Here is a 24531-nt window from a genome sequence, read left to right as displayed (position 1 = left end):
CTTCCGTCGCCGATCCTATAACAGACTTGCAACAAAATTACCAGCCCGGCGTCGACAACGCGGGCGTACCATCAGCGCGGGGGATCGTTACGGCAGCGACGTGGGCGCTTAGTCGCCCTTGCCCGGTTCGGCCGAGAAGTATTTGTCAAACTTGCCCGTTTCGCCCTTCATCGCATCCGCATCGGCGGGCGTCTGGTCGAGCTTGCGCGTCACGTTGGGCCACTGCGCCGAGAAGGTGGTGTTGAGTTCGAGCCACTGTTCGAGATTGCTCTCGGTATCGGGCAGGATCGCCTCGGCCGGGCATTCCGGCTCGCACACGCCGCAGTCGATGCACTCGCTCGGGTTGATGACGAGCATGTTCTCGCCCTCGTAGAAGCAGTCCACCGGACACACCTCGACGCAGTCCATATACTTGCAGCGGATGCAGGCATCGGTGACGACGTAGGTCATTGTACTCACTCCGGGGGACGATACTCGGGCGCCCTGCTATGCGCGCTGGCGTGTCGCGTCAATCACCGGGCGTTTGCTGCGAGGCGTTCTCAAGCAGGTCGGTGTAGCAGGCGCGGCCCTCGGCGGGTGGCCCGCGCCGATCGGGGAGTGCCGCGACCCGAATCGCGCGGACCCGGCCCGAGGGCGTGGCGAACGCGATCACCGCGCCGATGCGGACGGCGGCGGCGGCGCGATCGACCGGACGACCGTTGAGGCGGAGGTGGCCGGCGGTGGCCAGCGCCTGCGCCACGGTCCGCGTCTTCACCAGCCGCGCGAACCACAGGAAGCGGTCGAGCCGCATCGTTTCGCCAGCCCCTTCAGCCAAGCCGCACGCCCAGATCGGCAAGCGCGGCAAAGGCGTTGTCGTGGCTTGGCCGGGTCTCGACCGCGCGGGTCAGGCCGCGCCACACCCAGCGCGGTTCGCCGCCCTCGGGCTTGGCGGTGCGGAAGCCGAGTGCCGCCATCAGCCGCGCGAGCGTATCCGCCGTCATGCCGATCGAGGTGGCGAGCGCGGGATCGGGCGCGAACGGGCGGTGGCCGCTGCGCCCGTCATGCACCGCGCGCGCGATGCGTTCGGCGAGATCGACCCGCACCGCCTGCGCCCCCAGCGGGCGATAGCCATGCTGGAGACACGCGCCCGCGGCAGCGCGCGCCAGCACCGTCGGCCCGGTCGGCGGCGGCGGCGACACCGCGACACCGCGCGCGGCGAGCAGCACGCGCCGCCAGCGCGCCGGCTCGGGCTTGAGCAGCCGCGCATCGAACACGTCCAACGCGCCGATCGTCACCCCCAGCGTCCGCAGCCGCTTGCGCGCGGGCGGATCGAGCGCGTCGACCGCGCTGCCGATGCCGATCCGCGCGGCGATACCGCCAGCGTCGACCAGCGCCGCCGCAACCGCGCGCAGCGGCGGCGTGGCCTGCGGATCACGCATCGCCGCATCGAGCGCGGCGAGCACCGGCAGCCGCCGCGCGATCTGCTCGGTGGTCCAGCGTTCGATCCGCGCGCGCACCGCGGCTTGCGCGGCCTTGTCGAGACAATCGAGCCCACGATCCAGCACCACGCGCGGGCGGGCGAGCGACGGTCCCACCGCGAGCTGCGCCACCTCATGCCCATCCCAGCGGATCGCGGGCGCATCGTCGGCTAGGGTAAGGTCGGCGTCCACCGCCTCGGCCAGCGCCTTGGCGCGGCGCGCGCGTTCGCTGCCGAGGCGACGTTCGGCGGCGGCGAGCAACATGCGCTTGTCGGCATGCCCCGCCTCCGGTGCCACGACGAAGCGGAAGCCATGGAGCGTGCCGATCGGGTGATCCTCAACGCTCACCTCGCCCTCGGGCCCGACCGTGACCGGCAGTGCGCGCGGGTCCGCACCGATCTGGCGCATCAGCAGCGTGGTGCGCTTGTCAACGAAGCGTTGCGTCAGGCTGGTGTGGAGCGCGTCCGACAGCCGCTCCTCGACCGCGCCGGCGCGCGCGCTCCAGTGCGCCGGGTCGGCGAGCCAGTCGACGCGGTTGGCGATATACGCCCAGCTTCGTGCCGCTGCGATCCGACCGGCCAGCGTCTCGACATCGCCCGCGACATTGTCGAGCCGGGCGATCTCGTTCGCGAACCATTCGTGCGGAACATGGCCTTTGCCGTCACTGAGGTAGCCGAACACGCGACCCACGAAGCGCGCGTGCGGATCGACGCCAAGCTTGCGGAAATCGGGCAGGCCGCACGCCGCCCACAGCCGCGTCACCATGCGCTGCCCACGCACGCGCTGCCGTACCCAGTCCTCCCCCGCCAGCCGTTTCAACACGGCGAGATCGGTCGCCTCCGGTGCGGCACGCAACACGCGGAAATCGGGGCGCACCTCCAGGCTGGCGATCAACGCGTCGATGCTGGAGAGATCGGGCGCACCCTCGCGCCAATAGAGGTGGTCGAGCGGAGCGAAGCGATGCTCCTCGATCGCCAGCACCTCCTCGGGGCCGAACGCGCTCGGTCCTTCGTCGACCAAAGCGCCGAACGTGCCGTCGCGCTGGTGCCGACCGGCGCGGCCAGCGATCTGCGCCATCTCCGCCACGGTGAGGCGACGCTGGCGATGGCCGTCAAACTTGTGGAGCGAGGCGAAGGCGACATGGCTGACGTCCATGTTGAGCCCCATGCCGATCGCGTCGGTGGCGACGAGATAATCGACTTCGCCCGCCTGGAACATCGCCACCTGCGCGTTGCGGGTGCGCGGGGACAGCGCGCCCATCACCACCGCAGCACCACCGCGCAACCGACGCAGCATTTCCGCGACGGCGTAGACTTCCTCCGCCGAGAAGGCGACGATCGCCGAGCGTTTGGGCAGCCGGCTGATCTTCCGCGCACCGGCATAGCTCAAAGTCGAGAAGCGCGGGCGGGTAATGATCTCGGCATCCTTGACCAGCGCCTTGACCATCGGGCGCAACGCCTCGGAGCCAAGCAGCATGGTCTCCTCGCGGCCGCGCGCGCGTAAGATTCGGTCGGTGAAGACGTGGCCGCGCTCCGGGTCGGCACCCAATTGCGCCTCGTCCACCGCGACGAAGGCGACATCGCGGTCGATCGGCATGCTCTCGGCGGTGCACAGGAACCAGCGCGCGTCCTTCGGGACGATCTTCTCCTCGCCGGTGATCAGCGCGACCTGATTGGCGCCCTTGATCTTCACCACCCGGTCGTAGACTTCGCGGGCGAGCAGCCGCAGCGGGAAGCCGATCATGCCGCTGGAATGCGCGCACATCCGCTCAACCGCGAGATGCGTCTTGCCGGTGTTGGTCGGCCCCAGAACGGCGGTGACCCGGTGATCGGCGCGTGACATGATGCCATCAACATCGCCCCGCGCACGGCGATGCGCAACCCCATGGCCGCCGCGATGTTCGGAAAGCCCTTAGGGATTGGTCCGCGCTAACCATATCGGATGCTTGTGGTATTTGGTTAATCGACAGCATTGTCTCACCTGCCGAACGCTTCACCGCAGCGGCACGGGCGGGGCAGCGCGGTTAAATTGACTTTCACTTTTCATCGCCACACGGGATTCGACCTCACGCCGGGGGTCTAACGTGTTGGGCGGCGTGGTATCGGGGGCAGTCAGCCTTGTTCTTGCGTAACGAATCCGGGATCGAACAGGCCGGCGGCACGGCGACGGTGTCGTTCGGCCGCGCGCTGGTGCCGCTCCCTGCTCCGACCGCGTTCGATCGCTTCCGCAGCGGCGTCGAGAAGATCGAGTGGGTGCCGGATCTGGGATCGCAGATCGGATCGGCGCAGTGGTGGCGCGGCGCCCTCACCTGCACCGCGCTGTGCGCGGGCGCGCTGATGCTGTCGCCCGGTCGCGGCCACCCGATCGCCGGCGATGTCGCCGCGCCGCTCACCGGCGACCAGTGGGACGAAGCCCGCGCGCAATCGATCGCGCCGCTCGCCTACGGCGCCGACACCGGCCACCGCATGGCGGCGACCGACTTCGTGGCCCCCCTCACCGAAACGCCTGAGCGGCCGAGCATCGACCTGTCGGCAAGCTACGGCACGGGCGACAGCTTCGCCGCGGTGCTGCGCCGCGCCGGCGTGTCGGAGCGGGACTCCGACCAGGCGGTGCGGCTCATCACCAGTGCGACCTCGCTCGGCGATCTCACGCCGGGCACGCAGATCGACCTGACACTCGGCCGGCGCGACAGCAAGGCGGTGGCACGCCCGCTCGACGCGCTGTCGTTCCGCGCGCGCTTCGATCTGCAACTGTCGCTGAAGCGTGTCGGTGGGGCGCTCGCGCTCAGCCGGCAGGTGATCGCGATCGACCATACCCCGTTGCGCATCCAGGGCCTGGTCGGCTCCAGCCTGTACCGCTCCGCGCGCGCTGCCGGCGCGCCCGCCAAGGCGGTCGAATCGTACATCCGCGCGATCGCCAGCCGGCTGTCGGTGGGCAGCGACGTGCATGCGGCGGACAGTTTCGACATCATCGTCGAACAGGCGCGTGCCGCCACCGGTGAGGTACAACTGGGCGAGCTGCTGTTCGCCGGGCTGAACCGTGGCGGCGGACGCCGGCTGCAACTGGTGAAATGGGGTGACGGCGACCGCGCGCAGTGGTTCGAATCATCCGGCCAGACCGAGCAGCGCGGGGTGATGGGGATGCCGGTGGCGGGGCACATCACCTCCAGCTTCGGCCTGCGGATGCACCCGATCTTGGGGTACCTCAAAATGCACAAGGGCCTGGACATCGGCGCACCATGGGGCTCGCCGATCCACGCCGCGATGGACGGCGTGGTGCAGTTCGCCGGTCGCACCGGTGGCTATGGCAACTTCGTCAAGCTGGCGAGCGGCGGCGGTATCGTCACCGGCTATGGCCACATGAGCCGCATCGCAGTGCGCCCCGGCATGCGCGTCGCGCGCGGGACGGTGATCGGCTATGTCGGATCAACGGGCCTTTCGACCGGGCCGCACCTGCACTGGGAAGTGTGGAAGAACGGCGTTTCGGTCAACCCGCGCAACATCTCGATGTCGAGCGTGGTGCAACTGTCGGGCGAGGCGTTGCGTGCGTTCAAGGCGCGGGTGGGATCTTTGTTGGCGGTCAAGGTCGGCGGCCGGTGACCTTCGGCTAGCCACTCATGGAGAAATCGCGTGCTGTCCCTCCTAGCGTTAGCGATGATCACCAGTAGCGATCCCGGCGCTACGCCATGCCCCGGTTCGACCACGATAGAGGTAAACGCCTGCCTCGCGGCGCGCTTCGGTGAAGCCGATGCCGTACTAAACCGCTACTATGACACGGCCGTCCGGCGCGTTCGCAACGAGAGCGGAGCTGCCGTAGCCAAAGGGCTTATCCAGGCTGAACGCTCGTGGCTATCATATCGAAATTCGGAATGCGGCGCTGTTTTCGAGAAATATCGTGATGGCACGATCAGGACGAGCATGGAGATTGCGTGCCGAACTCGGCTAACCCGCCTGCGCACATATGTGATCTGGCGAAACTGGCTGACGTACCCGGACAGCACACCGCCTTTACTGCCACGCCCCGCCACCGACAGCACTCTGTCAGATGGTCGCGGGTAGCGAAACGCCTGCTCCTCGAGACGGCAAAGCGCGACGCGGGATTTTTGAGGTGTGCATCAAGACGCTACCGCCCCTGCGCCCGCCACCGCCTGATCGTGCGGGCAATGATCTCGTCCTCGCCGCCGACTTCCGTCCAAGCTTCGGAGAACAGCGGGTCTTCGGATGCCGGCCGCTTCGCCTCCTCCAGCCCGTCGAACGCGACGCGGATCGGGATGGCGACGCCCTCGCCGCAGATGATGCACTCGCGGTTGCGCAAAGCCGGGATCGAATCGAGGAAGCCGCGTGCGCCCTCCGGCATGGCGGCGCGGACGAACGCCTGATCGCGATCGTTGTTGAGCCGCATCGAGATGATCGTGCCGCATTGCGACAGCACGCCCTCGGCAAGATCGGACGGGCGCTGCGTGATGAGCCCGAGCGATACGCCGTATTTGCGGCCTTCCTTGGCGATACGGCTGAGGATCTTGCCGACCGATGAGGCGTCGCCGTTTCGATCGTTGGGGATGTAGCGGTGCGCCTCCTCGCAGACGAGCAGGATCGGGCGCTGCGGTTCGTTGCGCGACCAGATCGCGAAATCGAACACCATCCGACTCAGCACCGCCACCACCACAGAGGTGATTTCGGACGGCACACCCGACACGTCGATGATCGAGATCGGCTTGCCGCCGCCGGGCAGGCGGAAGATGCGTTCGATGAACGCGGCCATCGTGTCCGCCACCAGCAGGCCCGAGAACATGAAACCGTAGCGGGGATCGCTCTTGATCTCCTCGATCTTGGTTTTCAGCCGCATGTACGGCGCGGTGTCGCCCGCCCGGTCGAGCTTGCCCATTTCCGCCTGGATGAAGTTGAGCAGATCGCTGAGCAGATACGGGATCGGCGCATCCACCGTCAGTTTGGCGATCTCCTGCCCCAGCCGGCTCTTGGCGCGTGCGAGCAGCAGGCATTTGGCGAGGATATCGGCATCCATCTGCCGCGACGATCCGGTCGAGGTGAGGAAAACCTCGCAATGTTCCGCGAAATTCATCAGCCAGTACGGCATCTGGAGATTGGACACGTCGAAGATCGCGCCGTTCGACCGAAACGCAGCGGCATATTCGCCGTGCGGATCAATCATCAGGATATGCCCCTGCGGCGCGAGATCGCAGATGCGGTGCAGGATCAGGGCGGCGGTGGTCGACTTGCCGGTGCCGGTCGATCCCAGCAGCGCGAAATGCTTGCCGAGCATCGCATCGACATACAGCGCGGCGCGCACGTCGCGCGTGGGATATACCGTGCCGATCTCGATATGAGCGCGATCCTCGGTGGCGTAGATCTGCTTGAGATCTGCCGTGGCGGCCGGGTAGACGTAGCAGCCCGGCGTCGGATAGCGCGTCACGCCACGCCGGAAGCGGCTTAGCACGCCGGTGCCGGGATGTTCGTCGCCTTCGCCAAGGAAATCGACCACCGCCGCGATCCGGTCGCCGCCATCGGTGAGTTTCAGCGAACGCACACTCGCGACCAGCCAGATACCGCCGACGCGCATCTTGATCGGGCTCCCGACAGAACCGGCGGCCGCGACGATCGGATCGGGATGACCCCCGATTGCCGTCAGGCAATCGGGATCGAGCATCACCTGGCTACTCGATCCGGCAATCTCCATCACCATGCCGATCGGGTCGCGCACGGCCGCGAGCGAATCGGCGGATGTGACGAAGGCGTCGGCGCCCGGCATCTCGGTCATTGCGTCTGTTGGTCCCAACCTGTTGATTGGACGACCCTTACGGATGAGTCGTAAAGATCGGGTTTGGCGCGCTTGCCCGATCTTCGGTGCGGGGTGAAAGTAACGCGCGGCTAGAACCGCCGCGCCACCATGCCCGCGCCCCAGCCGAACGCGACCGACAGCGCCACCGCGACGAGCCCGTACAACAATGCATGCCGCTCGGCCGAGCGGGCGACGAATCGCTCGAAGCCCGACTTGCGAATCTCGATCTCGCGCGTCGCCACCGCCAGCACCCGGCCATCGCGGACGAGAAACGTCTCTGCGGTGAAGCGCCCGACCGGCACGCGCGCGGGGATCGTCACCACCGCGCGGTACAGCACGCCATCGGTGATCTCGACCTTGCCCGGCGCCTGTACGTACAGGCCGGTCCGCCGTTTGAGATCGACCAGTCCGCGCGCGAAGCGAGTCTGCTCGGCGCTGGCCGCGCTGGAGGCGGCCGAGAGTTGCAGGCTGTCGAGGCCGAGTTCGTAGATCGCCCGCGTCCGATCGTCGAGCAGTCGCGCGATCGGCCGCGACGAGGCGATCGCGTAGAAACTCGGTGCGGAGCGGTAACGTTGGCGCGCCGCGTTGACCCAGATCAGCCCGCCCAGCTTCTCCTTCTCGCGCATCAGGATCGATTGCGTCGGGCCTTTCACCACCACGACGATGTCGGTGGGCTTGTCGTCGTCGGGCAGGCGTCCGCCGGGATAGAGGATCGCGCCGAACAGCAGCAGGTCCGCGCCGGTGAAGCTGTAGACGATCTCGACCTGGCGTTGCGCCACGTCGGGGACCAGCACGGGCTTGTTCGCGGTCGCCATCAGCAAGGGCGCAAGCAACAGCAGTGCCGACGCTAAAACCCTCACGACACTTCGACCGAATAGATTTCCGCCGGTCGCCACCCCAGCCCGATCGCGATCCACACCGCCAGCGCCAGCACCACCACTGCGAGGCCGAGCCGAAGATATTCGGGCTTGGCCTTGGCGGCGAAGCGTGCGCCGACCTGCGCGCCCGCCACCGAGCCGAGCAGCAGCAGCGCCGCCAGCACGATATCGACCGCCTTGGTGGTGGTGGCGTGCACCATCGTCGCCATCGCGGTGGTGAACAGCGTCTGGAACAGCGAGGTGCCGACCACCACCTGCGTTGTCATGCCGAGCAGATACAGCATTGCCGGCACCAGGATGAAACCGCCGCCGACACCGAGCAGGATCGTCAGGATGCCGACGAAAAAGCCTAGCAACAGCGGCGCCAGCGGTGAGATATACAGGCCCGAGCGGTAGAAGCGCGTGCGGAACGGCAGCGCCGCGACCAGTGGGTGATGCCGACGTTTGCGCGCACGCGGTGCCCGCGCCCCGCGCGCGACGCGGATCGCGCCAATCGATTCGCGCGCCATCATCGATCCGATGAAGCCGAGCAGCAGCACGTAGACGATCGCGATCACCGTATCGATCTGCCCGGTCGCCTGCAGCAGCCGGAACACCTGCCCGCCCGCGAGCGACCCGAGCAGCCCGCCCGCGACCAGCACGCCACCCATCTTGGTATCCACGCCCCCCCGCCGGAAGTGCGCGAACACGCCCGACACGCTCGCGCCGGTTACCTGACTGGCGGCGGACGCGGCAGCGACGGTGGGCGGAATGCCGTAGACGATCAACAACGGCGTGGTCAGGAACCCACCGCCGACGCCGAGCAGACCCGACAGCAACCCGACCCCGCCGCCAAGCAGCACGATCACCAGCGCGTTCACCGACAGGTTCGCGATTGGCAGGTAGATGTCCATTGCCGATAGGCGATACCCGCTTGCGGGGGTCGGGGCAAAGCTCGGTTGGCGGGAGTCGGCGGAAAAATACGCTGGCCGCGCACGACCTCCCGAGAGGCGCATAGTGCACGCGTGCTCTAGAAATCCGCCCCCAGCGTCAGCGCCACGCCCGAGCCCGGCCGCGCCTGCCCGGCGACCCGTTCACGCCAGTCGAGCGAGAGCCGCGCCTGTCGCCCCGCGATCGGCAGCGTGGCCGTGATCGACGGACCTATGTCGAGCCGCTCGGCTCCGCGCTGCGCGCCGCCCCACAGGCCGGCGCCGAGATCGAGCGGGATCGCGCCGAGCGTCATCACCCGGTGCGAAACACGCGCCGCGCCATCGACGAACCCTTCGGTGCGCTCGCGGTGGATCGCGCCCGCCTGCGCATAGGTTTCCAGCCGGAAACCGCCGCCGATCGGCAGCGGACCGAAGCCGCCGACCAGCGTCACCGCCGGGCCGCCCTTGCCCGCGTTCAGCGCCACGCGCTGTTCTGCGACGATGCGCACCGGCAGTCGCGTCGGCTGCCATTCCAGCCCCACCGCCGCCTCGCGCAGGCCGGACCCGAGCGGGCTGGTGACACGCGCCATCGCGGCGATGCGGTGCTTGCGATCCAGCAGATAGGCCAGCCGCAGACCCGCCTGCGATCCGCCGAGCTGCCCGCCGAGCGGTGCGCTCGTCACGCCGCCACCGCCGCGCGCCACCAGCCAGAAACTGCCCGACCACCTCGACGGCACGGCCGTACCTGGGGCAAGCGGCGACGGCGCAGGCCGGGGCAGCCCGGCGAGCAGTTGCGGCGCGGCAGGTTCGGGCGCGGCATCGTCGGGTGGCCCGAACTGCGCGAAGCCAAGCAAGGCGAGCGCCAGCCGATCGGGATCCCGATGCCGCCCCCCGCGCACCGTCGCCGCGCGCGCAGAGGGCATCCACCAGGCGAGCGGCGCATGCGGCGTTGCCGTCATCATCGGCAGTTGCGCGAGCGGCGGCAGCACCGCTCGCACCGGCAGCCCTGGTACGAGCGCGCGGGCAAGGTCCGGCACGGTCGCGACGTGCGGCCACAACATCACCGCGCGCAAGCCGATCCAGCCCGCCAGCGACATGCCAAGGAAGCGGAGCGGACGCCCTGGCCCGCTGATCACGTCTCCAGCGCCGAGGCTTCGGGAAACACGTGCGCGGTCTTGTCCCAGTGCAGATCCGCACCGCGCAACAGTCGCGCATAGTGCCAGACCGCGCGACGAACCGCGACCAGTGCGATGAAATTGCCGACCAGCGCGCGCGGTAGCGACCACAGTCCCTCGATCCAGCCATAATCCCGCGTGGTGAACGCCACCCGCATCATCATGCGCCAGATGAGCAGCGCCGCATTGACCTCCAGCAATCGCGCGGTCGTACCGCTGATGCGCGGCCGCGGCGTGGCGGCGATCCAGTGCGCCAAGGCAGACCCGGCCGAGACAACCAGCGCGATGTAGGCCACTGCAAGGATCAGCACCGCAAAGGGCGCGCGGCGATCACGCATGCGCATCCAGTGTTCCGCCAAATCATGTGCCGGCGCCCAGCCGATCCGGTCCCACCCGGCAAGCGCGATGCCGGTCATCCAGCGCGCCTTTTGGCGGACCGACGTTGCGACCGTGGACGGGAAATAGGCGCGCACCGCCACCAGCGGTCCGCCCGCCCGCTCTCGCACGCGGGCGATCACGCTGTCCGCGCCGAGCCGGCTGAGCGTCAGGCCCAGTTCGTAATCCTCGGTGATGCTGCCGGAATCGAACGGCTTGCCTTCACTTGCCTGCGATAACGTCTCCAAAGTCTCCCGCGCGATACAACAGCCGACACCGGCAAGCGGAATGCCGGCACCAAGCGCCTGCCGCACGAGCAGGTTCTTGGCGTGCGCCTCCGCGAATTCATCCGCATAATGGCCCGAAACGAGTCGGGCGCGCCGATCGATCAGCGGCAGCACCGGCAACTGAACGACCGAATAGCGGTCGAGCAACGCATCATAAATCCGCAATTCCTGCGGGTGCACCACGTCTTCGGCGTCATGCTGCACGATCGCGGCCGCTTGCCTGGATCCCGCGGCCTCATCTCGCTTCAGCGCATGCCACAGCGTGTTGAGGCAATCCGCCTTGGTGGTCGGCCCGTCGTCTTGGCCGATCACCAACCGCACGCGCCCATCCGTTTCCGCGACGGCGGCGACTGCGTCGATTGTTGGGCGGTCGTTCGGGTAGGTGCCGACGTAAAGCCGGTAATCAATACTTTCATAGCGGGCGAGCGTGGTGCGCAGCATCGCGCCGATCACCGGCGCTTCGTCCCAGGCAGGTACGAACACCGCGAAGCAGCGCGGTGTTGCCTTGACCGGATAATCCGCAACAAAGCCATCGCCGATATCGACCCGCCGCAGTCGGCGCCGCGCCCAGACGGCGAGGAACACCCCATCGATGGCGAAATCATCGAGTCCGCCGATCAGAAATCCGATCGCAGCAAACAGCATGCTTTCCCGCGCCACCGCGTCCACCGCCGCGATGACGATACCCCCTGCCCCCAAAGCGCTTCGCCCCCGAATTCGCGTTCTTTCGTTCGTCGCCACGGTGTGTCGCACAACGCGCTTGATAATCAAGCTCAACAACCAGCGCTGGGCGTAGATCAACCGCCGACGATCGTCTCGCCGTTTCAGCCGGGACGAAATTGGTGCAGCGGCCGGGCCGTTTTACACTGATGGTGCCGGCGAGCGGCAATACGAAGCGGATGAGAAGCAAAGGTTGCTGTCGTGCCCGACGTTGGTGCGCCTGCGGAGTCTGCGTCGCCAGGAATTATCGCCTTTGGCGCGTCGTTTCGTCGGCACGCGGTCGATCACATGCTGTTTATCGTGCGGCGCACAAAAAGCCGGAGAACCATTTTAGGTCAGGCGCGTTCACGCCGGAGTCCCTTTCCCCCCTTTCGGGACTAGTGCCCAGTAGCTTTGTACCGGCACCGGCCGCGCACCCTCCCCCACCCGTGCGCGGCCGATCCGGCGTCGACGGCGCAGCGCGCCACAGGCATCCATCGAGATGACGGTGGCATACGCACAGCAGACGTGACGGGCGGGCCGAGGTGTCATCCGCCGAATGCACCTTTGCCTTGCCGAATGCGGCATAGCGATGCGCTTAGCCCTGCGTAGCGGATACGACGCGTTACGGCTTGTCGCGGCCGGTGTTGCTCGGCTGACTGCTGCCACCGCCGCCGATCGCACCGACCGTGCCGATGTTGCCGAACAACTGCTGGAAGAAGCTGGTCTTGCGGCCGAGCGTCGGCGTGGTCTTCTTCATCGGCGAGATCGAGGCGATCTGTTCCTTGCCGGTGCGGTCGATCCCAGTGACGGTGCCCTTCGCGTCGAAGCTGATGCGGAGCGTGGTCTGCGATTTCACGTGCGGGTTGTTGTAGGCGAAGTTGCGCGCATCCCGCGAGATGTAATACCAGTCGCCTTGCTGCTGGAACCCGGCGGCGAAGGTCGGCGTGCCCAGCACGGACAACACCGACTTGCGGGTGTCGACGCCGGGCTGCACCGAGTTGACCAGATCGGCATCGATCACATAGCCCTGGTGCGTGCGCAACTGCGTGCAACCGCTGGCGCCGAATGCCGCGAGGACCAAAGCGGGCGCCAGGAACCGTCGCGCCGAAATCACCGTCATCATTATCTCCTCGGCACGCAGCCAGTTGCCGAACCCGCTACCGCAACGAAAAACCGCGCATTGCATCGTGCCGCGATCGCCTCAATATGCCGAGCTTGATGGCCAAACAAGGGCCGCGCTTGCGGGAGTCGACGCACTTGAACTGGATCGGCCGAATGTTCGGGGCGCAGGATACCGAGGCGCTGCCGCTGTATAGCGCGATCGTGGCACGTGGCCGCGCGCCGCACTGGTACCTCGACGGCGCGGTGCCCGATACGATGGACGGCCGGTTCGACATGATCGCGGGCCTGCTCGCCTTCGTGCTGCTGCGGCTGGAGGAAGATCCCGCCGGCGCCGAGACGGTCGCACGCGTGACGGAGCGGTTCGTCGACGACATGGACGGGCAACTGCGCCAGATCGGCATCGGTGACATCATCGTCGGCAAGCATATCAGCAAGATGATGAGCATGCTCGGCGGGCGGATCGGCGCGTATCGCGAAGGACTGGCTGCAGGCGGCCTCGACGCCGCGCTGGTGCGCAACGTCTATCGTGGCACTGCCCCGTCACCCGCCGCGCTGACCCACGTCGCGACAGCGCTCCACGACTTTCGCGACGCGCTCGCGCACACCCCCACGGCCACGATCATCGCCGGAGATTTGCCATGACAGCCCCTGAATTTTCGCGCCCCGAGCGGATCGATACGATCGGAGCGGGCGAACGCAGCGTGACGATCACCGCCGACGCCGCCGAACGTGCCGCGCTCGCCGCGCGGTTCGGGCTGGTCTCGATCGGCCGGCTCGACGCGACGCTGGCAGTGCGGCAGGAGGCGGCGGGTATCGCGGTGCGCGGTCGTGTCGGCGCGGACGTGGTGCAGGCCTGCACCGTGACCGACGAACCGATCCCGGTCACCGTGGACGAGCCGGTCGCGCTGCTGTTCGTGGCCGAAGGCTTTGCGGGCGAGGACGAGGAAATCGAACTGGACGAAGGCTCGCTCGACACCATCCCTTATGAAGGCGGTGCGATCGATCTCGGCGAAGCGGCGGCCGAGACGATGGCGCTTGCGCTCGATCCGTTCCCGCGCAGCGCGAACGCGGCGGCGGTGCTGCGCGACGCGGGCGTACTGACCGAGGAGGAGGCGAAGCCGAAAGGCGCGCTCGCCGGGCTTGGCGATCTGCTGGGCAAGAAGCCGAGCTGAGCTTTCCGCCTGCACTCCGGCAGGCAGGGCCCGGCTCAGAGCGCGCGGGATCAGTCCTGGTCCGGCCCCAGCGTCGGGTCGAGATCGCGCGGCCGTACGAACAATGCCAGCGCACCGCCGCCGGTCGTCACGCCGCTCCAGTCGTCCACCGCGAACGTCATTCGCGCGACACTCGCGGTCGGGTACTTCAGCTCGACCGCGCTGCGCAGATCGCCCGTGCCGCCCGGCACCAGCATCAGCACCAGATCCTCAAGCCCCGGATTGTGCCCGACCAGCAGCACGTCGGCCGCCGTATCGGGCAGCGCCTGAACGAGATCGAGCAGCGTTTCCGCCGAGGCGAGGTACAGCCGGCGGTCCCACCCGATGCCCAACGCCCGGCCATAGCCGCGTTCGATCTCGTCGAGCGTCTCCATCACCCGCACCGCAGGCGAGGCGACGACATGATCGAACGACAGGCCGAGATCGCGCAGATGCCGCCCGACCATCGCGGCCGCGCGCTTGCCCTTGCCGTTGAGCGGCCGGTCGAAATCGCGGGCGACGGGATCGTCCCAGCCCGATTTGGCATGGCGGAGCAGGGTAAGCGTTTTCAACTCGGGCCTTCTCCGTCAGGCGTCCTCGACCGCCTCTTGCCCCGATTCGACCACGGAAGGAAGCCGTCTTACGCGCGCGATGGCTTCATCGAGCGTGACGCGCGCCACCGGCACGCCGGGCGGGAAGGCTGACAGCAGCCGCGACGGCATCGCCGAGGATAGCAATACGAACGCACCGCGATCGTCAGCGCGGCGGATCAGCCGGCCGAACGCCTGTGCAAGCCGCGCCCGCACGATGCGATCGTCATAGGCGGAACCGCCGCCCGCGAGTCGGCGCGCGGCGTGGAGCACGCTCGGCTTCGGCCAGGGCACGCCCTCCATCGCCACCAGCCGCAGCGAACGCCCCGGCACGTCCACCCCGTCCCGCAATGCATCGGTGCCGAGCAGCGAGGCGGAGAGATCGTCGCGGAAGATATCGACCAGCGTGCCGGTATCGATCGGATCGACATGCTGCGCGTAGAGCGGCAGCCCTTCGCGCGCGAGCCGGTCGGCGATGCGGGCATGGACCGCGCGCAGCCGGCGAATCGCGGTAAACAGCCCGAGCATCCCACCGCCGCTGGCCAGTGCGAGGCGCGCATAGGCGTTGGCGAGGCCGCCGAGATCGCCACGCTTGACGTCGGTGACGATCAGCACCTGCGCATGATTGGCATAGTCGAACGGGCTGGTCGCGGAGAAGCGCGCGCCGGGGCGAATCAGATGCTGCGCACCGCTGCGTGCCTCCGCCACGTCCCAGCCTTCGTTGGCATCCGCGCCGCCGCCGCGCAGCGTGGCCGACGTGACGAGCGCACCGTGCGCGGGCCGCAGCACCACCTCGGCGAAGGGTTTGGAGGGGTCGAGCCAGTGGCGCAGCAGGCCGATGTCGTAATCGCGCCCCTCGATGCGGTTGACGATCAGCCAGTCGACGAACTGCTCCGCCGCCGGGCCGCCGACGCGGGCGAGCAGCGCCAGCCATGACGCCACCGTCTCCGCTCGCCAGCCGAGCGAGGCAATCGCGCCTTCGATCCGCGCGCGCGCGGGCGCATCCATCCAGTCGGGCGCATCCGCCAGCACCGCCTCGAGCCGCCGACCGAGCGCGACCAACGGCCGCACCAGCGCATCGAGCGCATGCGCCGCCTGCCCCGCCGCCTCGACCAGCGCCGCGTCCGGTTCGACCAGCTCGGTCTCCAGCCCATACCCCGCATCGCCATCCGTCTCGGCGCGCGCATAGGTCAGCCCGCGCACGGCGGCGAGAAGATGCTCTACGGGTCCGAACGGCGCGCCCTCCGCCAGCCGTTGCAGCCAGCCATCGGCGGCAAGCGCCCCCGCCGCCTTGACCGCATCGGCAATGGCGAGCGCCCCCGCCTCGTCATAGCTCGCCACGTCGGACAGCCGCGCTGCGAGCCCACGCCGCCGCCCGCGCCCGCCCGATTCGGGGCCGAGCAGCCAGCGGCGTAGCTCGATCGTCTCCTGTCCCGTCAGCGCAGTGGAGAACATCATGTCGGCGGCATCGAACAGGTGATGCCCCTCGTCGAACACATAGCGGGTCGGCCGCGTGTTGAGTTCGCGCCCGCGCACCGCATTGACCATCACCAGCGCATGGTTGGCGATGACGATATCCGCCTCGACACTGGCGCGCGCGGCGCGCTCGATGAAGCATTTGCGGTAGTGCGGGCAGCCGGCATAAACGCACTCGCCGCGCCGGTCGGTCAGCGCGGTGTGACCGGCGCGGCGGAACAAGGTCGTCAGCCAGCCGGGCAGATCGCCGCCGACCATGTCGCCATCCGCGCTATACGCCGCCCAGCGCGCGACCAGTTGCGCGAGGATGGCGGCGCGCCCAGCGAACCCGCCCTGCAAGGCATCTTCCAGATTGAGCAGGCACAGGTAGTTCTCGCGGCCCTTGCGCGTCACGACCTTGAGCCGCCGCTCGGCCGGATCGGGGAACAGCCGCGTCGTTTCGGCGGCCAACTGGCGTTGCAGCGCCTTGGTATAGGTCGACACCCACACCGCCCCGCCCGCCTTCTCCGCCCACAAGGATGCCGGCGCGAGATAGCCGAGCGTCTTGCCGATGCCCGTCCCTGCCTCCGCCAGAACGAGATTGGGCGCGTCGCGCACCATACGCGGCGCGAACGCCTCGGTCGCGGCCTGTGCGAAGGCGCGCTGGCCGACGCGTTCCTCGGCGGCGCTGCCGGTGAGGTGGGCGAGCCGCGCGGCGGTCTCCTCCACGCCGAGCGTAACGGTGCGCGGCGCGGGACGCGGTGCGCTCTCCGACCATTCGGGCAATTTGGTGAACAGCCAGCGTTCCGCCGTCGCCGGGCGGTGCAGCCGCGCCGCCAGGATCGGCGCCCACGGCCAGCGCAATCGACCGAGGTTCTGCGTTGCGCTCCACGCGCCCTCGCGCTCGGGCCAGTCACTCTCGGTCACATCGAGCAGCGCCGATGCTGCACGCCGCAGGAACGCGGCGACGTCGCCGTCGCTCGCCGGCGCGTCGAGTCCGGCCGCCCGCGCGAGCCCCTTGGGCGTCGGCACCATGAAGCGCGCGGGGAACAGCAACGCGAACAGTTCGAGCACGTCGAGACCCGACAGTTCGGCATAGCCCAAGCGTTGCGCCACCAGCGGCGCGTTGAGCAGGATCACCGGCGTGTCGGCGGCGATGCGGATCGCCTCGCCACGCCCGATCGGCCGCGTACCATCCGCATCGGCGATCCAGATGCCGCCGTGGCTGGCGTGGAGGGCGGGATGCGGCAGCACAAGTCAGAAATAACGGTTCGGAACAGAATGGCAACCGCTGCCGGTCAATGGCGCGGCATCATCCCGCCAGCGCCACGCGCAACTGCCGCACCAGCGATGGCGCGCTGAGATGCGACAGCACGCTGTCGTGGCGTTCCCGCACCAGCGTGCGGCGAATATCGTCGACGCTGCGGCAACCACCGCCGCGCGCGAGTTCGAACGCGCGCTCGACCGTACCCTTATCGGGTGCCGAGCCGCTCACGCCTTGATATCCGTCTTGACCGCGTTCTTGGTCGACGGCTCGGCGAGCGGCTTCTTGGCCGTCTCCTTCTTGGGCTTGCGGACCTCGCGGTTGCTCTTCTTCTGGCCTTTGGCCATCGTGTTTCTCCGATAAGGTTAGTGGGGTGAGGTGTCAGACCTGCGCCCATTTTGCGCGGACCACCGGCGCGGTGATGATCTTGGTGCGATAGGCGGTGCGGATGATCTCGGCATCGGCGCCGGTGTTCAGCACGACGCGCGTGCCACCGGACACCAAAGATTCGATCGCGCTGATCGTTACGCCGCGCTTCGCGCACATCGCGACGACATCCTCGCGCGTGGCGTCGATCTGGACTGCGCGCGACATCAACGCGCCTCACGGAACGAAAGGGTGTGAAGCTGGATCATGAATCGGGTCCCCGGCTGGTAAGCGGGAGCACGAGTCTCTCAGCCGCCGGCGCTTACACGAGAAGCGGTGCCGACGATGGCACGTCCCTAACACATCCGCGTGAAATCACGAAACGCGCGCCGGGGTGACGCGCGCGCGCGATCGCGCTAGTCCGCTCGCACCATGACAGACGACATCCGCGCCGCCGCCCTCGAATCCAAAGCCTGGCCCTACGAGGAAGCACGCAAACTGCTCAAGCGCTACCCGAACGGCAAGCCCGGCGGTGCGGCCATCATCCTCGAAACCGGCTACGGCCCATCGGGGCTGCCGCACATCGGCACGTTCAACGAAGTGCTGCGCACGACGATGGTGCGCAACGCCTTTCACGCGCTGTCGGACCAGCCAACCCGCCTGATCGCGTTCAGCGACGATATGGACGGCCTGCGCAAAGTGCCGGACAACGTCCCCAACAAGGCGATGCTGGCCGAACATCTCGGCAAGCCGTTGTCGCGCATCCCCGATCCGTTCGGCACGCACGACAGCTTCGCCGCGCACAACAATGCCCGGCTGCGCGCCTTTCTCGACGATTACGGTTTTGAATACGAATTCGCCTCCTCGACCGACTATTATGCCGATGGTCGTTTCGACGATGCGCTGAAGGGTGTGCTGCGTCACTATCAGGCGATCCTTGACGTGATGCTGCCGACGCTGGGCGCGGACCGCCGTGCGACCTATTCGCCGGTGCTGCCGGTCAGCCCCAAGTCGGGCATCGTGTTGCAGGTGCCGGTCGAGGTGGTCGACGCCGACGCTGGGCTGATCGCGTTCACCGACGAAGACGGCGAACGCATCACCCAGACCGTGCTCGGCGGCCATGCCAAGCTGCAATGGAAGGTCGATTGGGCGATGCGCTGGGTCGCGCTCGGCGTCGATTACGAGATGGCGGGCAAGGATCTGATCGATTCGGTCACGCAATCTTCGAAGATCTGCCGCGTGCTCGGCGGTCGCCCGCCCGAGGGGTTCAACTACGAGATGTTCCTCGATGAGAAGGGCGAGAAGATCTCCAAGTCGAAGGGCAATGGCCTGTCGATCGAACAATGGCTGACCTACGGCTCGCCGGAAAGCCTCGCCTTCTTCGCGTACCGCGAGCCGAAGAAGGCCAAGTCGCTGCACATGGGCGTGATCCCGCGCGCGGTGGACGAATACTGGCAGTTCCGCGGCAATTACGCCGGCCAGACCGTGAAGGAACGGCTCGGCAACCCGGTGCATCACATTCACGACGGCAAGCTGCCGGAGGGTGCGTTGCCGGTGACGTTCGGGCTGCTGCTCAACCTCGTCAGCGTGATGGGCGAGGCCACAAGCGAGCAGGTGTGGGGGTACCTCGCCAATTACGTGCCGGACGCGACGCCCGAGGCCTATCCGGAACTCGACCGGATGATCGGTTACGCGATCGCCTATGGCCGCGATTTCGTCGCGCCGACGCTGGTGAAACGCGCGCCCGATGCGGTGGAGCGCGCCGCGCTCGCACGGCTCGATCGCGAATTGGCGGCATTGCCGGCGGACGGCGATGCCGAAGCGATCCAGAACATCGTCTATGAGATCGGCAAGACGCAGTTTGACGGCGTCGGCGGTTTCGAAACGCTGCGCGACTGGTTTAAGGCGTTGTACGAGACGTTGCTCGGCTCAAGCCAAGGTCCGCGTATGGGCAGTTTCATCGCGCTGTACGGCATCGCCAATTCGCGCAGGCTGATCACCGAGGCGCTGGCACGCGACTAATCGCGTGCCGTTGCGTTAAGAGCCCGCCCACCCCAACGGAGCTATAGTATGGACACCACGACGAGCGCCCAGCACAGCACCGCCTCGATCGATCTGATGGGGCCGATCACCATGGTCCACATCGTGCTGATGATCGTGCTCGCTGCGGCTGCGATCCTCATCATCTGGTGGGGCAGCGTGCTGCGCCGCCGCCGCCGCCAGGCCGACCGACAGGTCGCCGAGAATCGCGAGATCGCCGAGGAAGCGGGCGCAACCGCTCCGCCCGCGGTCGAAGCGCCGATGGGCAGCGACGTTCCCGCCACGTCCCCGGTCCGCCGCGACGCGGAACCGATCACACCACCTGCGCCGCCGCCACCGGCCGAAAGCATTTCCGAACCGGCCGCCGCCGTTTTGCCGCCGGCCCCGCCCGCTGCGGAACCCGCGGTCGAGTCGGTCTCTGCCGTGACCCCGGTCGCTGCTCCGGCAGCGTCCAGCGCATCGGAATTGACGCAGTTGAAAGGTCTCGGCCCCAAGCTTGCCAGCACGCTTGCCGAACTCGGCTACACCCGCATCGATCAGATCGCCGATCTCAGCCCCGCCGAAGCGGAGGCGCTCGACGCGCGGCTTGGCGCGTTCCAAGGCCGCATGGCGCGTGATCGGTGGATCGAACAGGCGCGGCTGCTCACCGCCGGCGACCGTAGCGGCTACGAAGCCGCCTTCGGGAAGCTCTAAGCGCGCGTTAGCGTGGCCGTTGCCATAGCGTAGCCGGGCGCTCCGTGGGCGGATACCGCACAACGCGGGTCCGCGCCTCGATCAACCCGCGCAGGATGAAGCGCACCTTCTCCCCCGTCGAGGTGGTGACGCGGTGGTCCCACGCATGCTCACCGCGCTCCGCCACCTTTTGCCCGATCGCGCCATAGATCGCCGCCGCCGACAGCACCGCCCAGGCAGAGCGGAACGGCAGTGCGGGCGCGCCGTGGCGCGCACTCTCCTCGAACGCGGCGGCGCGATCGGCAAGACGGCGCGACAACACGGCTAAACGCTTGCGAAACGGCGGTTTCATGTGCTGGCCGGGCGGGAAGTCCATCTCGACCAGCCATTCGACCGGCAGGTAACAGCGCCCACCGCGATCATCCTCCTCGATATCGCGCGCGATGTTGGCAAGCTGGAACGCCATGCCAAGATCGCACGCGCGGTCGAGCGTCGCGTCGTCGTCTGGCGAGACGCCCATCACCACCGCCATCATACAGCCGACCACGCCCGCGACATGATAGCAGTACCGGTACAGATCGCCCTCGCTGCGCGGTCGCCAATCCTCCGCATCGAGCGCGAAACCGGCGATCAGATCCCGCGCGAAACGGCGTGGCATGTTCGTTTCGGCGGCGACGATTCGCAGTGCGTCGAACGGCGGATCGCCGACCACCTCCCCCGCCAGCGCAGTTTCGGTCTTGGCGGTAATCTCCGCCAGGCGCGCCTGCGGGTCCGTAACGCGGGTCAGGTCGCCGCCATGATTCTGTCCGTCGGCGATATCGTCGCAGGCGCGACACCACGCGTAGAGCAGCCATGCCCGCTCACGCGTCTCACGGTCGAACAGCCGGCTGGCGGCGGCAAAGCTCTTCGACCCAAGCGCGATCGAGCGCTGCGCGGCGGCGACCGTCGCGCTACGACTGGCTACGGCGCCGGATCGCACCCGTTATAGGTCCGACTTGCGCATCTTGGTGATGGTCTCGACCGGCTCGTGCGCCGCCATCTTGGCGAGCAACCCGTCGAGCGTGTCGTCGACGATCAGGATATTCTGATGCTGTGGGCGCAGGAACCCGACCTCGCCCATCTTCGCGACGAAGGCGATGAGGTGATCGTAATAGCCCGCGACATTGAGCAGCCCGACCGGCTTGGCATGATAGCCGATCTGCGCCCAGCTGAGCGCTTCCCACAATTCGTCCATCGTGCCGGTGCCGCCGGGCAGGTTGATGAAACCATCCGAGAGATCGGTGAACGCCTGTTTGCGCTGATGCATCGTGTCGACCACATGCAGTTCGGTGAGGCCCTTGTGCGCAACCTCTGCATTGACGAGCGCGGTCGGGATGATGCCAATCACCTCGCCACCCGCCGCTAGCGCGCCATCGGCGACCGCACCCATCAGGCCAAGGCGACCGCCGCCGTACACCACGCCGATGCCACGCTCCGCCAGCGTGCGCCCGACCGCGCGCGCCGATTCGATATAGACGGGGTCCGCCGGGGAGGCCGATCCGCAATATACCGCCAGCCGCTTCATCACCGCAGTTCCTCCAGCATCAACGCCGCCGTCGCCTTGGCGCTTCCCACCACGCCCGGGATGCCCGCGCCGGGATGCGTGCCGGCACCGACGAAGTACAGGTTCGGGATCTGGTCGTCACGGTTGTGGACGCGGAACCACGCGCTCTGCGTGAGGATCGGCTCCAGCGAGAACGCACTGCCGAGATGCGCGTTGAGATCCTGCGCGAAATCGTTGGGCGTATAGCTGAACTTGGTGACGATCCGCTCGTGAATGTCCGGGATCAGCCGCCGCCCGATCTCGTCGAGGATGCGCTTCTCGAGGATCGGCGCGATCTCCGTCCAGTCGACCGGGAACTTGCCCATGTGCGGCACCGGCGCAAGCGCGTAAAAGGTCGAATGCCCCTCCGGCGCCATGCTCGGATCGGTCACGGTTGGGTGGTGGAGGTACAGCGAGAAGTCCTCCGGCAGCACGCCGTGATCGTAGATGTCGGCGAGCAGCCCCTTATAGCGCGGTCCGAACAGGATCATGTGGTGCGGGATGCCCGGCCACGTGCCCTTGATGCCGAAATGCACCACGAACAGCGACGGCGAATAGCGCTTGCGGTCGAGCCGCTTCTTGGTGCGTTGCGCGCTGCGCGAGGTTTTGAGCAGATCGCGGTAGACGTGCATCACGTCGCCGTTGCAGGCGATCATGTCGGCTTGGGCGGACCAGCCGCTGGCGGTGGTGACGCCGGTAGCGCGGTCTCCCACCGTCTCGATGCTGGTAGCGGCATCGTTCAGCCGCAGCACGCCGCCCAGCCGTTCGAAATGCGTCACCATCCCGGCGATCAGCCGATTGGTACCGCCTTGTGCGAACCATACACCGCCGTCGCGTTCCAGCTTGTGGATCAACGCGTAGATCGCGCTGGTCGTCATCGGGTTGCCGCCGACCAACAGCGTGTGGAACGACAGCGCCTGACGGAGATGCTCGTCCTGCACGAACGACGACACCACCGAATAGACCGAACGCCACGCCTGATACCGCGCCAGCGCCGGCGCCGCCTTGATCATCGACGCGAAATCCAGGAACGCCTTGGCGCCGAGCTTTACATAACCTTCCTCGTAAACACCTGCCGCATAATCGAGAAATTTGCGGTAGCCGGCGACATCGTCCGGATTGAGCTTGGCAATCTCGGCAGTGAGCGCGGGGTCGTCGTTGGAATAATCGAAGCTGACGCCGTCCGCCCAGTTGAGCCGGTAGAACGGGGTAACCGGCACCAGCGACACGTCCTCGGCCATGTCGCGCCCGCTCAGCGCCCACAACTCGCTCAGGCAGGCCGGATCGGTAATGACAGTCGGGCCGGCATCAAAGGTGAAGCCATCGCGTTCCCATACGTACGCGCGTCCGCCGGCCTTGTCGCGCGCCTCGACGATGGTCGTGTCGATGCCTGCAGATTGCAGGCGTATGCCGAGCGCCAGCCCGCCGAAGCCGGCGCCGACCACGATCGCCGAGCGTGTCACCGGCGGCATCAACGCGCACCCCCGCCAAAGCCGGCGAGCGCAGCAACAGCGCGCGTGATCGGCACCGGCGGCTTGCCGGAAAGGATACGGATCTTGTCCGGCATCGTCGTGTTTCCTGCGTAGAAGCGCCCGATCAGGCCCGGATCGAGACGGTAGAAGCGTTCGAGGACGCGGTAACGTTCCGCCGGCTCGGCGGCACGAAACAACATCCGTGCGAGAATACGATAGAAGCCCCGCGCACGCCACAGCTGACGTGCGTGATCCAGGGTAAGATCATGCAGCGCCGCACCTGACAGATCGTCCGTCCCAGCCACCAGCGCCGCGAGCCGCACCGCATCGGGCAACGAATAGCCGGTCATCGGGTGGAACAGCCCGGCGCGCATACCGGCTTTCGCAACGCCAGCGCCGCCGCTTTTCCAATAGCTCTCGAAATCGCCGTCCATCGCCACCGGCAGCACGCCCGCCTCCTCGCGCAGCAGCCGCTCCGGCGCCCATCCGCGTAGCGCGGCATAGGCGTGGATGCGCGCGCCCAGCCCGGGCCCGTCAAGGTCGGGCGTGTCGCTGTAATAGGTGTCCTCGATGAACATCCGTGTCGCCGTGAACGGCAGACAGTAGACGAAGCGATACCCCTCCGCCTGCGATACGGTGGCATCCATCACCGTTGGCCGGTCGATCTCGTGTGGATCGGCAAGATCATATTCGTGGCCGACGAACTTCTGCCAGCCGAGATCGAGCTGGCCCAGATCAGCCGGGCCGCGCGCATCGATCACACCCTTGGCGGCGATCCGGTCACCGCCCGCCAGCATCACGCCGTCGCGCGCGACCGCCAGTACACGCTGCCCGGTCATCAGCGCGGCCGGTGCGAGCCGCTGGCGGATGCGCTGGTCGAGCCGTTCCGATTCGATCGAGTAATAATGTTGGTCGATGGTGCGTGCGTGACCAGGGAAAACAACGTCATACCCAGCCCAGCCGTAACTGACGAGCGGCGCGATCAGCCAGCGATTCTCCGGCGCGACATCGGCGGCGAAGAACGACCAAACGTGGTTGCCGCCGAAGTGATCGCTCTCCTCCACAAGACGAAGATCGAGATCGGGGCGGCGCTGGTGAATCGCGAGCGCGAGCAGACCGCCTGCGAGGCCGCCGCCGACGATCGCAAGGTCGCAGTGGTGGACTTCGGCCATCGCCTGCCCCTAGCGGATTCACGCAACA

22 protein-coding genes are annotated in these 24531 nt (G+C 67.6%); 5 read left to right on the top strand and 17 right to left on the bottom strand.

Going from position 1 to position 24531, the window contains the following annotated elements; all coding sequences use genetic code 11:
- Positions 1-108 precede the first annotated feature (108 nt).
- From fdxA to OXR00_RS12400, 3 genes are read right to left on the bottom strand one after another with little or no spacing between them, the layout of a single operon-like run.
- Positions 109-450, bottom strand: a complete 342-nt coding sequence (gene fdxA, locus OXR00_RS12410) for a ferredoxin FdxA (RefSeq protein WP_267388514.1) — start codon at positions 448-450, stop codon at positions 109-111.
- A gap of 58 nt (positions 451-508) precedes the next feature.
- Positions 509-790, bottom strand: coding sequence for a S4 domain-containing protein (locus tag OXR00_RS12405; protein WP_242152346.1), 282 nt, complete (start codon positions 788-790; stop codon positions 509-511).
- Positions 791-806: 16 nt separating this feature from the next.
- Positions 807-3299 carry a helicase-related protein gene (locus OXR00_RS12400; RefSeq protein ID WP_267388513.1) on the bottom strand — a complete coding sequence of 831 codons (2493 nt, stop codon included), beginning with the start codon at positions 3297-3299 and terminating at the stop codon, positions 807-809.
- A 281-nt stretch (positions 3300-3580) separates the two neighbouring features.
- Between OXR00_RS12400 and OXR00_RS12395 the strand changes: the two genes are divergently transcribed.
- The gene (locus OXR00_RS12395; RefSeq protein WP_346732002.1) at positions 3581-5056 is read left to right on the top strand and encodes a M23 family metallopeptidase; all 1476 of its coding nucleotides are present in this window, start codon (positions 3581-3583) and stop codon (positions 5054-5056) included.
- A 523-nt stretch (positions 5057-5579) separates the two neighbouring features.
- On the opposite strand, the gene OXR00_RS12390 is transcribed toward OXR00_RS12395, so the two are convergent.
- The 6 genes from OXR00_RS12390 to bamE form a co-directional block, all read right to left on the bottom strand.
- Complete coding sequence (locus tag OXR00_RS12390) at positions 5580-7232, bottom strand: DUF87 domain-containing protein (RefSeq protein WP_267388511.1); 1653 nt, start codon at positions 7230-7232, stop codon at positions 5580-5582.
- Positions 7233-7342: 110 nt separating this feature from the next.
- On the bottom strand, positions 7343-8068 hold the full coding sequence (locus tag OXR00_RS12385) for a TIGR02186 family protein (RefSeq protein WP_242152343.1): 726 nt from the start codon (positions 8066-8068) through the stop codon (positions 7343-7345).
- A gap of 41 nt (positions 8069-8109) precedes the next feature.
- Positions 8110-9024 (bottom strand): sulfite exporter TauE/SafE family protein, encoded by a 915-nt coding sequence (locus OXR00_RS12380; RefSeq protein ID WP_267388510.1) that lies wholly within the window; start codon positions 9022-9024, stop codon positions 8110-8112.
- 116 nt (positions 9025-9140) lie between these two features.
- Positions 9141-10175: a hypothetical protein gene (locus OXR00_RS12375; protein ID WP_267388509.1), complete on the bottom strand. Its 1035-nt coding sequence runs from the start codon at positions 10173-10175 to the stop codon at positions 9141-9143.
- Positions 10172-11575 (bottom strand): glycosyl transferase family protein, encoded by a 1404-nt coding sequence (locus OXR00_RS12370; RefSeq protein WP_267388508.1) that lies wholly within the window; start codon positions 11573-11575, stop codon positions 10172-10174. The genes OXR00_RS12375 and OXR00_RS12370 overlap by 4 nt, the downstream gene beginning before the upstream one ends.
- 625 nt (positions 11576-12200) lie before the next feature.
- Positions 12201-12698 carry an outer membrane protein assembly factor BamE gene (bamE, locus tag OXR00_RS12365; protein ID WP_242152146.1) on the bottom strand — a complete coding sequence of 166 codons (498 nt, stop codon included), beginning with the start codon at positions 12696-12698 and terminating at the stop codon, positions 12201-12203.
- Between the two features lie 155 nt (positions 12699-12853).
- Between bamE and OXR00_RS12360 the strand changes: the two genes are divergently transcribed.
- On the top strand, positions 12854-13342 hold the full coding sequence (locus tag OXR00_RS12360) for a ubiquinol-cytochrome C chaperone family protein (protein WP_267388576.1): 489 nt from the start codon (positions 12854-12856) through the stop codon (positions 13340-13342).
- Entirely contained in the window at positions 13339-13872 is a 534-nt protein-coding gene (locus OXR00_RS12355; RefSeq protein ID WP_267388507.1) for a DUF177 domain-containing protein, read from the top strand. The genes OXR00_RS12360 and OXR00_RS12355 overlap by 4 nt, the downstream gene beginning before the upstream one ends.
- Before the next feature lie 50 nt (positions 13873-13922).
- Here the strand turns inward: OXR00_RS12355 and OXR00_RS12350 are convergent, their stop codons facing one another.
- From OXR00_RS12350 to OXR00_RS12335, 4 genes are all read right to left on the bottom strand, one after another.
- On the bottom strand, positions 13923-14462 hold the full coding sequence (locus OXR00_RS12350; protein ID WP_267388506.1) for a histidine phosphatase family protein: 540 nt from the start codon (positions 14460-14462) through the stop codon (positions 13923-13925).
- Between the two features lie 15 nt (positions 14463-14477).
- Entirely contained in the window at positions 14478-17189 is a 2712-nt protein-coding gene (locus OXR00_RS12345; protein WP_267388505.1) for an ATP-dependent DNA helicase, read from the bottom strand.
- A gap of 58 nt (positions 17190-17247) precedes the next feature.
- Positions 17248-17430 (bottom strand): hypothetical protein, encoded by a 183-nt coding sequence (locus OXR00_RS12340; protein ID WP_267388504.1) that lies wholly within the window; start codon positions 17428-17430, stop codon positions 17248-17250.
- 150 nt (positions 17431-17580) lie between these two features.
- The gene (locus tag OXR00_RS12335) at positions 17581-17793 is read right to left on the bottom strand and encodes a hypothetical protein (protein WP_267388503.1); all 213 of its coding nucleotides are present in this window, start codon (positions 17791-17793) and stop codon (positions 17581-17583) included.
- A gap of 204 nt (positions 17794-17997) precedes the next feature.
- Between OXR00_RS12335 and OXR00_RS12330 the strand changes: the two genes are divergently transcribed.
- Together OXR00_RS12330 and OXR00_RS12325 are read left to right on the top strand one after the other, a co-directional pair.
- Positions 17998-19587 carry a lysine--tRNA ligase gene (locus OXR00_RS12330; RefSeq protein ID WP_267388502.1) on the top strand — a complete coding sequence of 530 codons (1590 nt, stop codon included), beginning with the start codon at positions 17998-18000 and terminating at the stop codon, positions 19585-19587.
- Between the two features lie 48 nt (positions 19588-19635).
- Positions 19636-20298 (top strand): hypothetical protein, encoded by a 663-nt coding sequence (locus OXR00_RS12325; protein WP_267388501.1) that lies wholly within the window; start codon positions 19636-19638, stop codon positions 20296-20298.
- A gap of 7 nt (positions 20299-20305) precedes the next feature.
- Here the strand turns inward: OXR00_RS12325 and OXR00_RS12320 are convergent, their stop codons facing one another.
- Genes OXR00_RS12320 through crtY form a run of 4 tightly spaced genes read right to left on the bottom strand, consistent with a single transcriptional unit; the run spans position 20306 to position 24503 of the window.
- Positions 20306-21256 carry a phytoene/squalene synthase family protein gene (locus OXR00_RS12320; RefSeq protein WP_267388500.1) on the bottom strand — a complete coding sequence of 317 codons (951 nt, stop codon included), beginning with the start codon at positions 21254-21256 and terminating at the stop codon, positions 20306-20308.
- A gap of 3 nt (positions 21257-21259) precedes the next feature.
- Entirely contained in the window at positions 21260-21841 is a 582-nt protein-coding gene (locus OXR00_RS12315) for a TIGR00730 family Rossman fold protein (protein ID WP_267388499.1), read from the bottom strand.
- Positions 21841-23331 (bottom strand): phytoene desaturase, encoded by a 1491-nt coding sequence (locus OXR00_RS12310; RefSeq protein ID WP_267388498.1) that lies wholly within the window; start codon positions 23329-23331, stop codon positions 21841-21843. The genes OXR00_RS12315 and OXR00_RS12310 overlap by 1 nt, the downstream gene beginning before the upstream one ends.
- On the bottom strand, positions 23331-24503 hold the full coding sequence (gene crtY / locus OXR00_RS12305; protein ID WP_267388497.1) for a lycopene beta-cyclase CrtY: 1173 nt from the start codon (positions 24501-24503) through the stop codon (positions 23331-23333). Before crtY ends, OXR00_RS12310 begins: the two co-directional genes overlap by 1 nt.
- Positions 24504-24531 lie beyond the last annotated feature (28 nt).

The sequence above is a fragment of the Sphingomonas sp. GC_Shp_3 genome (assembly GCF_026540945.1).
Taxonomy (GTDB): Bacteria; Pseudomonadota; Alphaproteobacteria; order Sphingomonadales; family Sphingomonadaceae; genus Sphingomonas.
The sequence above is the reverse complement of the archived record's forward strand: the minus strand, read 5'-3'. Positions and strand labels throughout refer to the sequence as shown.